12 protein-coding genes are annotated in these 13,380 nt (G+C 73.5%); 7 read left to right on the plus strand and 5 right to left on the minus strand.

The features are described 5' to 3' along the window. Positions 1–1,984: SF1B family DNA helicase RecD2 (gene recD2, locus IE249_RS16590; protein WP_229858670.1), on the minus strand; the 1,984-nt coding region annotated here is incomplete at its 3' end. A 190-nt stretch (positions 1,985–2,174) separates the two neighbouring features. Between recD2 and IE249_RS16595 the strand changes: the two genes are divergently transcribed. Then, positions 2,175–3,095 carry a ribokinase gene (locus tag IE249_RS16595; protein WP_189705598.1) on the plus strand — a complete coding sequence of 307 codons (921 nt, stop codon included), beginning with the start codon at positions 2,175–2,177 and terminating at the stop codon, positions 3,093–3,095. A gap of 166 nt (positions 3,096–3,261) precedes the next feature. Here the strand turns inward: IE249_RS16595 and IE249_RS16600 are convergent, their stop codons facing one another. Genes IE249_RS16600 through IE249_RS16615 form a run of 4 tightly spaced genes read right to left on the minus strand, consistent with a single transcriptional unit; the run spans position 3,262 to position 7,007 of the window. Beyond that, positions 3,262–3,843 carry a hypothetical protein gene (locus tag IE249_RS16600; RefSeq protein ID WP_229858673.1) on the minus strand — a complete coding sequence of 194 codons (582 nt, stop codon included), beginning with the start codon at positions 3,841–3,843 and terminating at the stop codon, positions 3,262–3,264. Positions 3,844–3,847: 4 nt separating this feature from the next. Next, positions 3,848–4,681 (minus strand): sugar phosphate isomerase/epimerase family protein, encoded by an 834-nt coding sequence (locus tag IE249_RS16605; protein ID WP_189705599.1) that lies wholly within the window; start codon positions 4,679–4,681, stop codon positions 3,848–3,850. Next, positions 4,678–5,859, minus strand: coding sequence for a dihydrodipicolinate synthase family protein (locus tag IE249_RS16610; RefSeq protein ID WP_189705600.1), 1,182 nt, complete (start codon positions 5,857–5,859; stop codon positions 4,678–4,680). Before IE249_RS16610 ends, IE249_RS16605 begins: the two co-directional genes overlap by 4 nt. Continuing rightward, positions 5,856–7,007, minus strand: coding sequence for a Gfo/Idh/MocA family protein (locus IE249_RS16615; RefSeq protein ID WP_189705601.1), 1,152 nt, complete (start codon positions 7,005–7,007; stop codon positions 5,856–5,858). Before IE249_RS16615 ends, IE249_RS16610 begins: the two co-directional genes overlap by 4 nt. Positions 7,008–7,311: 304 nt before the next feature. Between IE249_RS16615 and IE249_RS16620 the strand changes: the two genes are divergently transcribed. From IE249_RS16620 to IE249_RS16645, 6 genes are all read left to right on the plus strand, one after another. Further along, positions 7,312–8,373, plus strand: coding sequence for a LacI family DNA-binding transcriptional regulator (locus IE249_RS16620; protein WP_189705602.1), 1,062 nt, complete (start codon positions 7,312–7,314; stop codon positions 8,371–8,373). A gap of 722 nt (positions 8,374–9,095) precedes the next feature. Then, the gene (locus IE249_RS16625; RefSeq protein ID WP_189705603.1) at positions 9,096–10,064 is read left to right on the plus strand and encodes a bifunctional helix-turn-helix transcriptional regulator/GNAT family N-acetyltransferase; all 969 of its coding nucleotides are present in this window, start codon (positions 9,096–9,098) and stop codon (positions 10,062–10,064) included. A gap of 11 nt (positions 10,065–10,075) precedes the next feature. Beyond that, positions 10,076–10,876 carry a sugar phosphate isomerase/epimerase family protein gene (locus tag IE249_RS16630; protein WP_189705604.1) on the plus strand — a complete coding sequence of 267 codons (801 nt, stop codon included), beginning with the start codon at positions 10,076–10,078 and terminating at the stop codon, positions 10,874–10,876. A 230-nt stretch (positions 10,877–11,106) separates the two neighbouring features. Continuing rightward, positions 11,107–11,601: an SAV_915 family protein gene (locus tag IE249_RS37525; RefSeq protein WP_229858676.1), complete on the plus strand. Its 495-nt coding sequence runs from the start codon at positions 11,107–11,109 to the stop codon at positions 11,599–11,601. Beyond that, entirely contained in the window at positions 11,601–11,906 is a 306-nt protein-coding gene (locus IE249_RS16640; RefSeq protein WP_189705605.1) for a DUF6317 family protein, read from the plus strand. Before IE249_RS37525 ends, IE249_RS16640 begins: the two co-directional genes overlap by 1 nt. Beyond that, complete coding sequence (locus IE249_RS16645) at positions 11,906–13,195, plus strand: hypothetical protein (RefSeq protein WP_189705606.1); 1,290 nt, start codon at positions 11,906–11,908, stop codon at positions 13,193–13,195. Before IE249_RS16640 ends, IE249_RS16645 begins: the two co-directional genes overlap by 1 nt. Positions 13,196–13,380: the final 185 nt, after the last annotated feature.

Consider the following 13,380-nt stretch of genomic DNA (forward strand, 5'->3'; position numbering starts at 1 on the left):
CCTCCTCGTCCTCGTCCGTCAGCACCGTCAGGCGCTGGTCGACCGGGTCGAGCGAGGTGACCACGCCCACGGTGCCGTTGAAGACACCGTTCCTCCCCTTCTCGTAATTGTTGCGAATCTGGGTGACCTTGTCTCCGACGCGGAAGACCCGGCCGCCGAACCGCTTCTCCGGGAGGTCCGGGCGGGCGGGGGTGACGGCCTGCTGGAGCAGGCCGTTGAGCGTGCCGGCGCCGGCCGGGCCGCGGTGCATGGGCGCGAGCACCTGCACGTCCCGGCGCGGGTCGAGGCCGAAGCGGGCGGGGATCCGGCGTGCCGCCACGTCCACGGTGAGCCGGCCCGCCTCCTCGGTGTCGTCCTCGACGAAGAGGAAGAAGTCCTTCATCCCCTCGGTGAGCGGGTGCCGGCCGGCGTTGATCCGGTGGGCGTTGGTGACCACGCCCGACTGCTGGGCCTGGCGGAAGACGCGGGTCAGGCGCACGGCGGGGATGGGGCCGCCCTCGGCCAGCAGGTCGCGCAGCACCTCGCCGGCGCCGACGCTGGGCAGCTGGTCCACGTCCCCCACGAAGAGCAGGTGGGCGCCCGGCGGCACGGCCTTGACCAGCTTGTTCGCGAGCAGCAGGTCCAGCATCGAGGCCTCGTCGACGACGACCAGGTCGGCGTCGAGGGGGCGGTCCTTGTCGTACGCCGCGTCGCCGCCGGGCTTCAGCTCCAGCAGGCGGTGCACGGTGGAGGCCTCGGCGCCGGTCAGCTCGGACAGTCGCTTGGCGGCTCGCCCGGTGGGCGCGGCGAGCACGACCTTGGCCTGCTTGACCCGCGCGAGCTCAACGATCGAGCGGACCGTGAACGACTTGCCGCAGCCGGGGCCGCCGGTGAGGACGGCGACCTTCTCGGTGAGGGCGAGGCGCACGGCCGCCTCCTGCTCCGGGGCGAGGTCGGCTCCCGTGCACCCCTTGAGCCAGCCGAGCGCCTTGTCCCAGGCCACGTCCTGGAAGCCGGGCATGCGGTCCTGCTCGGTGCGCAGCAGACGCAGCAGCTGGCCGGAGAGGGCCAGCTCGGCGCGGTGGAAGGGCACGAGGTACACGGCGGTGACGGGCTCGGCCTCGCCCTCCGGACCGGGCACCTTCTCCCGTACGACCCCGGGGTCCTCACCCTCCTCCGGGGGGCGGGCCAGCTCGCCGAGGCACTCGATGACGAGGCCGGTGTCGACCTGGAGAAGCTTGACGGCGTCGGCGATGAGCCGCTCCTCGGGCAGGTAGCAGTGGCCCTGGTCGGTGGCCTGCGACAGCGCGTACTGCAGGCCGGCCTTGACGCGCTCCGGGCTGTCGTGCGGAATCCCGACGGACTGGGCGATCTTGTCGGCGGTGAGGAAGCCGATGCCCCAGACGTCGGCGGCGAGCCGGTAGGGCTGGTTCTTGACGACGGAGATGGACGCGTCCCCGTACTTCTTGTAGATGCGCACCGCGATGGAGGTGGAGACCTCCACGGTCTGCAGGAAGAGCATGACCTCCTTGATCGCCTTCTGCTCCTCCCAGGCGTCGGCGATCTTCTTGGTGCGCTTGGGGCCGAGGCCGGGGACCTCGATGAGCCGTTTGGGCTCCTCCTCGATGATGCTCAGGGTGTCCAGCCCGAAGTGCTGGGTGATCCGGTCGGCGAAGACGGGTCCGATGCCCTTGACGAGCCCGGAGCCGAGGTAGCGCCGGATGCCCTGGACGGTGGCCGGCAGCACGGTGGTGTAGTTCTCCACCTGGAACTGCTTGCCGTACTGCGGGTGGGACCCCCAGCGGCCCTCCATCCGCAGCGACTCGCCCACCTGCGCACCGAGCAGCGCGCCGACGACGGTGAGCAGGTCACCGGCGCCCCTGCCGGTGTCGACACGGGCGACCGTGTACCCGTTCTCCTCGTTGGCGTACGTGATGCGCTCCAGCACACCTTCCAGCACAGCAAGCCGCCGCTCACCGCTCGGATTCCCCGCCTGGTTGGACATGATCCGACGGTACCGGCCGGGTACGACACCGAGTAGCGGGGTCAGCGCCGGGGGCCCCGCCGCTGGTCCGTGCCTGCGCCGACCTGTGGGCCGGCAAGCGCTGTCCGTACAGCTGGCTCGCTGATCACGTCGTACGGTGGACGAAACGGCCGTACGGTCCGCCTCAAGCATCCGCGAGGAGACAGTTCCCATGGCGCCCACGGAGGAGTACGACCGCGAGTACGGGCTGTTGGTCGTGGGGTCGGCCAATGTCGATCTGGTGGTGGGGGTGGAGCGGCGGCCGGGGGCCGGCGAGACCGTGCTCGGATCCGATCTGGCCGTGCATCCGGGAGGCAAGGGTGCCAATCAGGCCGTCGCTGCCGCACGGCTCGGGGCTCGTACGGCCTTGCTGGCGCGGGTCGGTGACGACGCGTACGGCCGGCTGCTGCTCGACTCGCAGCGGGCGGCCGGGGTGGACACGGCGGGCGTGCTGGTCGGCGGGGCGCCGACCGGGGTCGCGCTGATCACCGTGGACCCCTCCGGGGACAACAGCATCGTCGTCTCGCCGGGTGCCAACGGCCGGCTCACCCCGGAGGACGTACGGGCGTCGGCCGGGCTCGTGCGTGCCTCGCGGGTGGTGTCGGCGCAGTTGGAGGTTCCGCTGGAGACGGTCGCGGAGACGGTGCGTCACCTGCCGCCGGGCGGCCGCTTCGTGCTCAATCCCTCGCCGCCACGGCCCCTCCCCCGCGAACTGCTCCGGGCCTGCGACCCGTTGATCGTCAATGAACACGAGGCCGAGGTGATCCTCGGCGGCCCCGGCGGTGCTGACCCCGAGGAGTGGGCACGGGCCCTGCTCGCCCTCGGGCCCCGGTCGGTGGTCGTGACCCTCGGGGCGGAGGGTGCGCTGGTGGCCTCGGGCGAGGGGGTCGGCCGGGTGCCGTCGGTCAAGGTCGACGCCGTGGACACCACCGGCGCGGGCGACGCGTTCACCGCCGCCCTGGCCTGGCGGCTGGGCGCGGGCGCCCCTCTGGCGGAGGCCGCCGCCTACGCTGCCCGGGTGGGCGCGGTGGCGGTGACCAGGCGGGGTGCGCAGGACTCGTTCCCCACGGCGGCCGAGGTCGAAGCGGTGTGAGACGCACTGGGAGACGTACGAGGGGCCCGGTCCGTGGACCGGGCCCCCTCGGCTTCCCCTCCCGTGCCGGAACCCCGTGATCCCCCCCGGGTCCCCCAAGGCTTCCGACACGAGATACGACACGCGGGACGCGGGAACGGTTGCACCGTCTCCGGGATCGAGGACTTTATTTTTCGGCCTCCGCGGCCAGGGCCGCCGTCACCGCCCGCTCCACCGCCCGGAGACCCCAGGGCCGCTGCGGCGCCAGCCGGGCCACGACGCGGCCCAGCCACTCGGGATCGCCGAGCAGCCGCGCCCGGTCGGTCTGGACGACCTGTGTCATCAGCGCCTGGAGGAGCACGATCTCCATACCGCGGTAGTGGCGGGGGTGCCGGTGGAAGCGGGCCACCCAGTTCTCGTAGGGGTGGCGCAGCGTCATGTGCAGATAGCCGCTGCCGTGCCCCCGCCACGGTCCGGGCAGCCCGTCGAGGAGCCCCCCAAGGCCGTACGAACCCCTGGCCGGGTACTTGGCGCCCAAGGTGAGGCGCATGCCGGTCATGATCCGGGACCACGGGATCAGCAGACCCCCGGCCGCGCCCTCGCCCTCCGCCTCCCCCTCCGCCCGCTTCTCCCCCGGCTCGTGCTGGAAGAGGCCGTCCGGGCGGAACTCCACCCAGCGGCCCTTCGGCCGGCCGCTGTCACCCACCACCCAGCGGCCGCCGGCCAGTTCCAGCGGCCCCAGGGACGTTCTCGTCTCCGCCTGCGTCATACGGTCATTCGATCACGTGGGCCAGGAAGCGCGCGGCCGTCTGCGCCAGTACCTCACGGCCGTCCATCGCCCACAACTCCTCGTTGAACAGCTCCACTTCGATGGCGCCGGTGTAGCCGGCCGCGTCCACGTACCCCTTCCACTCCCGCATGTCGATCGCGCCGTCGCCGACCTGCCCTCGGCCGTTGAGCACGCCCGCCGGGAGCGGGGTGGTCCAGTCGGCGAGCTGGAAGGTGTGGATGCGGCCGGCCGCGCCCGCGCGGGCGATCTGCGCGGGCGCGGTGTCGTCCCACCAGATGTGGTAAGTGTCCACCGTGACGCCGACCTGGTGCGCGGGGAAGCGTTCGGCGAGGTCGAGGGCCTGGGCGAGGGTGGAGACCACGCAGCGGTCGGCCGCGTACATGGGATGCAGTGGCTCGATGGCCAGTTTTACGCCCGTCTCCTGCGCGTAGGGGCCGAGTTCGGCCAGGGCGTCCGCGATGCGCTCGCGTGCGCCGCGCAGGTCCCTGGAGCCGGCCGGGAGGCCGCCCGAGACCAGGACCAGGGTGTCGGTGCCGAGGGCGGCTGCCTCGTCGACGGCGCGGCGGTTGTCGGCCAGGGCGGCCTTGCGGGCGTCCGGGCCGGTCGCGGTGAGGAAGCCGCCGCGGCACAGGGTGGTGACGTGCAGACCCGCGTCGCGGACCAGCCCGGCGGCGGCCTCGACGCCGTACTCCTGGACCGGTTCGCGCCACAGGCCGACGCCCCGTACGCCCAACTCCACGCAGGCGCTGGTCAGTTCCGGCAGGGACAGCTGTCGTACGGTCATCTGGTTGATGCTGAAACGCCCGAGATCGCTCACTGGTCCACTCCGTACAGGGACAGCAGGGTCCGCATCCGCTCCTCCGCGAGCTTCAGGTCGGGGAACAGGCCGAGGCCGTCGGCGAGTTCGTAGGCGCGGGCCAGGTGCGGCAGGGAGCGGGCCGACTGGAGGCCGCCGACCATGGTGAAGTGCGACTGGTGGCCGGCCAGCCAGGCGAGGAGGACGACCCCGGTCTTGTAGAAGCGGGTCGGGGCCTGGAAGAGATGGCGGGCGAGGGCCACGGTCGGGTCGAGCACGGCGCGGAAGCCGGCCGTGTCGCCGGTGTCCAGGACCCGTACCGCCTCCGCCGCGAGCGGGCCGAGCGGGTCGAAGACGCCGAGCAGCGCGTGACTGAAGCCCTGATCGTCGCCCGCGATCAGTTCGGGGTAGTGGAAGTCGTCGCCGGTGTAGCAGCGCACGCCCCGCGGCAGGCGCCGGCGCAGGTCGGTCTCGCGCCGGGCGTCCAGCAGGGAGATCTTCACCCCGTCGACCTTGTCCGGGTGCGCGGCGATCAGCTCCAGGAGGGTGCCGGTGGCCGTGTCGAGGTCGGACGATCCCCAGTAGCCCTCCAGGGCGGGGTCGAACATCGGGCCGAGCCAGTGCAGGATCACGGGTCCGGCGGCCTGGCGCAGCAGGTGGCCGTACACCTCCAGGTAGTCCTCGGCGCTCCTCGCGGCGGCCGCGAGCGCGCGGGAGGCCATCAGGATCGCCTGCGCGCCGTACTCCTCGACGAGCGCCAGCTGCTCCTCGTAGGCCACGCGGACCTCGGTGAGGGAGCCGCCGGTGATCTGGTCGGTGCCGGCGCCGCAGGCGATGCGGCCGCCCACGCTCCGGGCCTCGGCCGCCGACCGGCGGATCAGCTCGGCAGCGCCCGCCCAGTCCAGGCCCATGCCACGCTGGGCGGTGTCCATGGCCTCGGCGACCCCGAGGCCGTAGGACCACAGGTGGCGGCGGAAGGCGAGGGTGGCGTCCCAGTCGACGGCGGCGGGCGAGTCCGGGGAGACGTCCGCGAACGGGTCGGCCACGACGTGCGCGGCCGCGAAGACCGTACGGGAGGTGAGCGGCGACTCCGCCGGGGCGGCCCGGGACTCTTGGACGCGGGGCCCCTGGACGCGGGGCTCGGTGGACGGTTCGTGGGCCCGCAGCGTCCCGTCCGGGGCCGGCAGGTGGACGGTCACGGCGTGATCTCCGGTACGTCGATGCGGCGGCCCTCGGCCGAGGACCTCAGGCCCAGTTCGGCGAGCTGGACGCCGCGGGCGCCGGCGAGGAGGTCCCAGTGGTAGGGGGCGTCGGCGTACACGTGCTTGAGGAACAGCTCCCACTGCGCCTTGAAGCCGTTGTCGAACTCGCCGTTGTCCGGCACCCGTTGCCACTGATCGCGGAAGGCCTCGCCGGCGGGGACGTCGGGGTTCCAGACCGGCTTGGGGGTGGCGGAGCGGTGCTGGACGCGGCACTCGCGCAGGCCAGCGACGGCCGATCCCTCCGTGCCGTCGACCTGGAACTCGACGAGTTCGTCGCGGTGGACGCGCACCGCCCAGGAGGAGTTGATCTGCGCGATCGCACCGCCCTCGAGCTCGAAGATGCCGTAGGCGGCGTCGTCGGCGGTGGCGTCGTAGGGCTTGCCGTGCTCGTCCCAGCGCTGGGGGACGTGGGTGGCGGTGAGCGCCTGCACGGACGTCACGCGCCCGAACAGCTCGTGCAGGACGTACTCCCAGTGCGGGAACATGTCGACGACGATGCCGCCGCCGTCCTCGGCGCGGTAGTTCCACGACGGGCGCTGCGCCTCCTGCCAGTCGCCCTCGAAGACCCAGTAGCCGAACTCGCCGCGCACGGACAGGATCCGGCCGAAGAAGCCGCCGTCGACCAGCCGCTTCAGCTTGAGCAGCCCGGGCAGGAAGATCTTGTCCTGTACGACGCCGTGCCTGACGCCCGCCGCGTGCGCGAGCCGGGCCAGTTCCAGGGCGCCTTCGAGGCCGGTGGCGGTGGGCTTCTCGGTGTAGACGTGCTTGCCGGCGGCGATCGCCCTGCGGATGGCCTCCTCGCGGGCCGAGGTGACCTGCGCGTCGAAGTAGATGTCGACGCCCGGGTCGGAGAGCACGGTGTCCAGGTCGGTCGAGAAGTGCTCCAGGCCGTGCCGGGCGGCGAGCGCCCTGAGCGCGTGCTCACGGCGGCCGACCAGGACCGGTTCCGGCCACAGCACGGTGCCGTCGCCGAGGTCGAGGCCGCCCTGTTCGCGCAGGGCGAGGATCGAGCGGACCAGGTGCTGGCGGTGGCCCATGCGCCCGGTGACACCGTTCATGGCGATACGAACCGTCCTGCGTGTCACGTCAGTCCCTTCGTGCGTCAGCGGTTCACGAGCCACGAAGGTCCCAGCGGTCGCACTGGCGATCAGTCGTACTGGTGAACGTTGCAGCAAGCGCTTTCTGCACCCACAGAAACTAGCCTCTGGGCGGCGGCCGGGACAAGAGCCCGTCCGTACCGTGTTGTTCGAGGGGGCGAACAAGCGGGGCCGGTGGCCGTAAGGTCGGCACGACACCGCGACCGGCGGCACGCCACCGCGACCTGCGGCGGGGCGGGGCCGGGCACGGCTGATCACGTACGACGACGACGCGCGACCGGAGGACGACGAGATGACGGTGACCCTGGCGGACGTGGCGGCCCGCGCCCAGGTCTCGCCCGCGACGGTGTCGCGCGTGCTGAACGGCAACTACCCGGTGGCCGCCTCCACCCGGGAACGGGTGCTCAAGGCGGTCGACGAGCTGGACTACGTCCTCAACGGCCCCGCCAGCGCGCTCGCCGCCGCCACCTCCGACCTGGTCGGCATCCTCGTCAACGACATCGCCGACCCCTTCTTCGGCATCATGGCAAGCGCGATCCAGTCGGAGATCGGGGGGCCCGGCGGCCGGGCGGGCGGCGAACGTCTGGCGGTGGTCTGCAACACGGGCGGCTCGCCCGAGCGCGAGCTGACCTACCTCACCCTGCTGCAGCGGCAGCGGGCCGCGGCCGTGGTGCTCACCGGCGGGGCGGTGGAGAACGAGCCGCACGCGGCGGCGGTCGCCGCGAAGCTGCGCAAGCTGACGGAGGCCGGGACGCGGGTGGTGCTGTGCGGGCGGCCGCCCACGCCCGACACCCGGGCCATAGCCCTGGCCTTCGACAACCGGGGCGGCGCACGGCAGTTGACCGAGCACCTGATCGGCCTCGGCCACCGCCGGCTCGGCTACATCGCCGGCCCCCGGGAGCGCACGACCACCCGCCACCGCCTGGAGGGTCACCGCGATGCGCTGGCCGCCGCGGGCATCGAGGACGACCCGCGCCGCACGGTGCACGGGCACTACGACCGCCGCTCGGGCTACGAGGCCGCGCTGGAGCTGCTGCGCCGTGATCCTGACCTGACCGCGGTCGTCGCCGCGAACGACTCCGTCGCCCTCGGCGCCTGCGCCGCCCTGCGCGAGTCCGGGCTGGGCGTGCCCCGCGACATCTCCGTCGCCGGCTTCGACGACCTGCCCTTCAGCATCGACGCGGTGCCGTCCCTGACGACGGTGCGGCTGCCGCTCGCGGAGGCGGGAGCCCGGGCCGGCCGCATCGCCATGGGCCGCGAGGAGCCACCGCCCGGGGGGATCGCGACGGTACGGGGCGAGCTGATGGTACGGGGGTCCTCGGGGGTGCCCCGGGCGGAGCGCGCGGCGCGCTGAGAACGGGCGGGGCGTCGGCGGACGAGGGGCTCGGGGCTGGGCCGCACCCGCGCGCGGCGAGGGGGCACGGCAGCGCCCCGCGCCTGGCGGGCAGCCCGGGCCGCGCCCGCGGGCCGGAGGCCAGGTCGCACCCGCGGGCCGGGAGCCGGGCCGCACCCGCAGGCCGGAGGCCAGGTCGCACCCGCGGGCCGGGAGCCGGGCCGCGCCCGCGGGCCGCAGGCCAGGTCGCACCCGCGGGCCGGAGGCCGGACCGGGCCGGGTCCAGGCCGTTGATGCGGACCGGGGGCCGGGCCGTTGACACAGGCCGGTGCCGGTCCGGGCTCGGGAGCCGAAGGCCGGGCCACACTGGGGGCCGGGCAGTGGACACAGGCCCGGGACAGCGCCGCCCCTCGGGCCGGGCCGATCGTGCCCGCAGAAAGAGGCCTGGCCGCGCCCAGCAGGCCGGGGAGTCGGGTGGTAAATGCGGGCCAGAGCCGGGCCGCGCCCGCAGGCCGGAAGCCAGGCCGCGCCCGCAGGCCGAGGACGGTCGCACCCCCGGGCCGGGAACCAGACCGCGCCCGCAACCCGGGAGCCGGACGTACCTCGGGCCGGAAGCCGGACCACGCCCGCAACCCGGGAGCCGGGCCGTGGACGGGGCGTGGGTTCGGGGCTAGCCTCGGGGTGGGTTTTCTCTGACTGAGTCAGATATCGCGCCGCGACCGATTCCCGTCCGGAGGGCGACCATGACCGTGCAGGACATCCGCGCCTTCAACCGCTTCTACACCAACCTCATCGGCGCCCTCGACTACGGCCGCCACCTCTACGCCCCGTACACCCTCACCGAGTCCCGCGTGCTGTACGAGCTCGCGCACTCGGCCCGCACCGACGCGGCCGACCTGCGGACGCGGCTGTCGCTCGACGCGGGGTACCTGAGCCGGATCCTCAACCGGTTCGAGCGGGACGGGCTGGTCGAGCGGGGGCCCTCCGAGAAGGACCCCCGGCGCCGCCGCGTCACGCTCACCGCGCGCGGACGGGACGCGGCCGACCTGCTCGACGAGCGGGCGCACGAGACGGTCGGCCGACTGCTCGCCTCCGTACCGCCCGAGGACCGCCCCCGCCTCGCGGAGGCCATGCGCACCGTGCGCGAGGTGCTGACCGCCCGGCGGCCGCCCCGCCCCGAGGACGTGGTGCTGCGCGACACGGTCCCCGGCGACCTCGGCTGGATCGTGCAGCGCAACGCGGCCGTCTACGCGGCCGAGTTCGGCTGGAACCCCGACTACGAGGGCCTGGTGGCGCGGATCGTCGCGGACTTCGCCGAGGACCACGATCCGCACCTGGAGCGGGTGTGGATCGCCGAGCTCGACGGCCGCCCGGCGGGGTGCGTGATGTGCGTACGGGACGAGGCGCCGGCCACCGCGCGGCTGCGGCTGCTGCTCGTCGAGCCGGAGGCGCGCGGCCTCGGCATCGGCGACAGGCTGGTGCGGGCGGTCGTGGACTTCGCGCGCGAGGCCGGCTACCGGGACCTGGTCCTGTGGACGAACTCCGTGCTCGCCGCGGCCCGGACGGTCTACCTCCGGCACGGCTTCTCGCTGGTGGCCGAGCGGCCCCACCGCTCCTTCGGCCGGGACCTGGTGGGCCAGGACTGGCGGCTCGACCTGCGCGCGACGCCCGGACGGCGGCGGGCGGGGGCGGAGGATACGTACGACGAGTAGGGTCGAGGGGTATGAAGCTGGCGTTCTCCACCCTCGGTGTCCCCGGCCTGCCCGTAACGGACGTGGCGCGTCTCGCGGCCACGCACGGCTACCACGGCGTCGAACTGCGCGCACACCCCGAGGAACCCGTCCACCCGGGCCTGGACCGGGCCGAACGGGAGCGGGTGGCCGCCGAGTTCAAGGCGGCCGGCGTCGAAGTCCTGTGCGTGGCGGGGTACACGCGGGTCGCCACCCCCGGCGACGACGCGCCCGTCCTCGCCGAGCTGCGCGAACTCCTCGGGCTGGCGGCCGACTTGGGCGCTCCCTTCGTACGGGTCTTCCCCGGCGGCGACCCGGACCTGCCCCACGAGGAGGCCGACGCGACGGCGGCCCGGCGGCTCGGCACGGCCGCCGAGCACGCGGCGGACCTCGGTGTGCGGGTGCTGCTGGAGACCCACGACTCGCACCGCACGGGCGCGGACGCGATGCGCGTCCTGGGCCTGGTGGGGCACCGCCGGGCAGGCGCCCTGTGGGACGTGATGCACACCTGGCTGGGCGGCGAGCAGCCGCAGGACACGTACGCGGCGCTGTCGCCGTACCTCGGATACGTGCAGGTCAAGGACATCGCCTCGCCCGACGACACCACTCCCCTGGCGCTCGGCTCGGGGGTGCTGCCCCTCGCCGAGTGCGTCGACGTCCTGTGCCAGGGTGGCTGGGACGGCTGGCTGTGCTGGGAGTACGAGAAGCGGTGGTACGAGTCCGCGGCCCCGCTGCCCGACCTGCTCGGCCCCGGCCGCGACCACCTCTCCCGTCTCCTGAACGACGCGGCCTGACGGCGAGACCCGCCGCGAGCCCCGTGAGACCCGGCACGAGTCCCGGCGCGCGCCCCGGCGGCGAAGTCATCGTCGGGTCAAGGGCTTTCCTCGCGACGCCCAAGCGGCCGTAAGCATTGCGCATGCAACCGCCCGGTCGCCCGGACATGCCCGGATTTGCGCTCGTCAGGGCTGGCTACTGTGGCGGGGCCCGGTCGGTGGCGATCAGAGGGAGCAGGGGGAGTCCGGCGGTGGATGGACCGATAGGGTCGCGCATTCTCGACTACACCGGACCGGACGGGGCGCCGCAGGCCCCGCAAGTCCCCCGCTCCCGGCTCCTCGACTACGCCGAGGACGCACCGCCCGCGCGAACCGAGGCGGACGCGGACGCGCGCCCCGGTCCCAAGCCCGGCGTTCCCCCGTACCACACACCGGTGTTCGTGCCCGCTCACCCGCGCTACGTCGAGGCCGTCGACGCGGAGGGGCGGGCCGGGCGTGTGCCCTTCGTGGCGTACGAGCTCTTCGCCCACCCCACGGCCGGCACGGTGGCCTTCGCCTTCACCACCCCGGCCCGGCTGGTCGCCGCCCTCGGTGAGGCGCAGCCGTGGATCGCGGCGTCGATCGGGCCGCTGGCCGAGGGCATGCGCGAGCACGGCGTGACGGTCCTGCTCGATCCGCGGGTCGCCGGCGGGCAGCACAACTGGCGGCCGGAGGACCTGGCCGCGTACGCACGGGAGGTGCGCTGATGCCGGCCGACTTCAAGGCGGTCATGGGCGATCTGACCTCGCTGGCCAGGACGCTCCACGAACAGGCCCGCGCCTACCGCGAGTTGGGACCTTCCCTCTCGCCGCCGCGCGCCAGTGGCGGTGACGCCGGGCTGGACGCGGCGCTGAGCGAGGTGGCCCTCCTCATCTCCGCGCTGCACTGCGGGTTCGCGGACCGGCTGGACGACCACGGGGATCTGGTCGCGAAGTCGCGGGACGCCTTCCGGCGGCACGACATCGACGTGCACGGGCTCTTCGAAGACCTGATGCCGGATGGGGAGGGCTGATGGGCGACAGCTGGGTCGGCGGTGACATCGGCGGGATGCGCACGATGGCCGACGCGTACAAGGACGCCAAACCGAGGCTGGAGGAGGTCGTCCGGCCGGTCAGCACGGCCGTCGAGCACCTGGTGACGGACGCAAGCTGGAAGGGCGAGTCGGCCGACGGTTTCCGTGGGCGCTGGAGCGAGGACGCGCTGACGGCCGGTGCGTTCGCGAACCTCGTGCACGACGCGGGCGGCATCATCGGCGACCTCGCCGACGCGCTGTCCGCGTGCGAGACCGCGCTGCAGAACGCCGAGCACGTCGCCCGGCGCAAGGGTGTGCCCACGGGCGACAAGGGCGTCCCGCTGCAGATGCTCACGGCGAGCCCGCCCAGCGCGGACGACCGGAAGGCGATCGCCGCGATGACCGAGTACGCGAAGGCCCGCGACGAGATCCTGCACACGGCCCAGCACGCCCGCCTCCTGGCCGCGGACAAACTGCGGGGCTTGTACGCCCAGGTCACGGCACCGGTGACGGCAAATGACAAGGTCACGCTGGCCGACTATCTGCGCGGACTGTACGCGTACGACGCCGAGGACGCGCGGGCCGCGGGTGCGAAGGCCCGCACACAGATCGATGCCGCGCGGAACGAGGAACGCGCCGCGAAGAAGGCGTTGCGCGACGAGCGCAAGGCGTTTCAGAAGGCGGGCCGCGCGCTGCCCGCGGACCTGCCGGCCAAGGGCGCGTACGCCGACGCGGTCGCCGGGGTGCGGTCCCTGGAGGAGGACATCGCCCGCGCCGACCACGGCAGCACCCGGCTGCCCTACGACCGGGCCCTCAACGTCAAACTGGCCGACGCCGCGCAGGCGCTGCGGGCGGGCGAGAGTCTGGAGAAACTGCCGGACTTCCTCAAGGAGATCCCGGTACTGGACGTCGCGGCGGCCGGTGCCTGCGGTTTGCTGGAGGCTTCGGACGACCATGACAAGGGGTGGTCGTGGCAGCACTCCATCGCTGTGGACGGCGGTGCCAACGTCGCCGGTCTGGCGGCCGGTACAGCCGTCACGGCCGGCTTGGTCGCGTTGGCTCCGTTCGAGGTCCCCGCGCTGGCGGTGGCGGGGGTCGGCGGTGTGCTGGTGGTCGGTGCGACCGGTGTGATCGACCACGCCTTCCACGAACACTGGAGCGAGGACATCCACGACCACGGCGTCATCGGCGGCGTGATGCACGGCACCGGCCACGTGCTGAGCGAAACCGGGGGCGACGGGAAGAGACTGCTGAAGGACGTTTGGCATGGTGTCACGAGCATCTTCTGAGGTCCCGGTGTCCGGGGCACCCGCTGACATCCCGTCGCTGCCGGGGCTGGGTACCACCTGGTACCGGCGGGGCGCCCGCTACTGGCTGCGACGCGCCGGCGGAGCGGCCCTGTGGCTCGTCGTGACGGCGTTCGTCTGCTACATGGGGCTCGCGCTGTACGGGGGCTTCCGCGAGGTGCTGTCGC

It is taken from the genome of Streptomyces anandii JCM 4720 (assembly GCF_014650655.1).
GTDB lineage: Bacteria > Actinomycetota > Actinomycetes > Streptomycetales > Streptomycetaceae > Streptomyces > Streptomyces anandii.

What these genes read in the sequence shown, in the direction of transcription:
- IE249_RS16600 (WP_229858673.1), bottom strand. Translation starts at nt 3,843, where the DNA reads ATGACGCAGGCGGAGACGAGAACGTCCCTGGGGCCGCTGGAACTGGCC.
- IE249_RS16640 (WP_189705605.1), top strand. Translation starts at nt 11,601, where the DNA reads ATGCCGGCCGACTTCAAGGCGGTCATGGGCGATCTGACCTCGCTGGCC.
- IE249_RS16625 (WP_189705603.1), top strand. Translation starts at nt 9,096, where the DNA reads ATGACCGTGCAGGACATCCGCGCCTTCAACCGCTTCTACACCAACCTC.
- IE249_RS16645 (WP_189705606.1), top strand. Translation starts at nt 11,906, where the DNA reads ATGGGCGACAGCTGGGTCGGCGGTGACATCGGCGGGATGCGCACGATG.
- IE249_RS16595 (WP_189705598.1), top strand. Translation starts at nt 2,175, where the DNA reads ATGGCGCCCACGGAGGAGTACGACCGCGAGTACGGGCTGTTGGTCGTG.
- IE249_RS16620 (WP_189705602.1), top strand. Translation starts at nt 7,312, where the DNA reads ATGACGGTGACCCTGGCGGACGTGGCGGCCCGCGCCCAGGTCTCGCCC.
- IE249_RS16630 (WP_189705604.1), top strand. Translation starts at nt 10,076, where the DNA reads ATGAAGCTGGCGTTCTCCACCCTCGGTGTCCCCGGCCTGCCCGTAACG.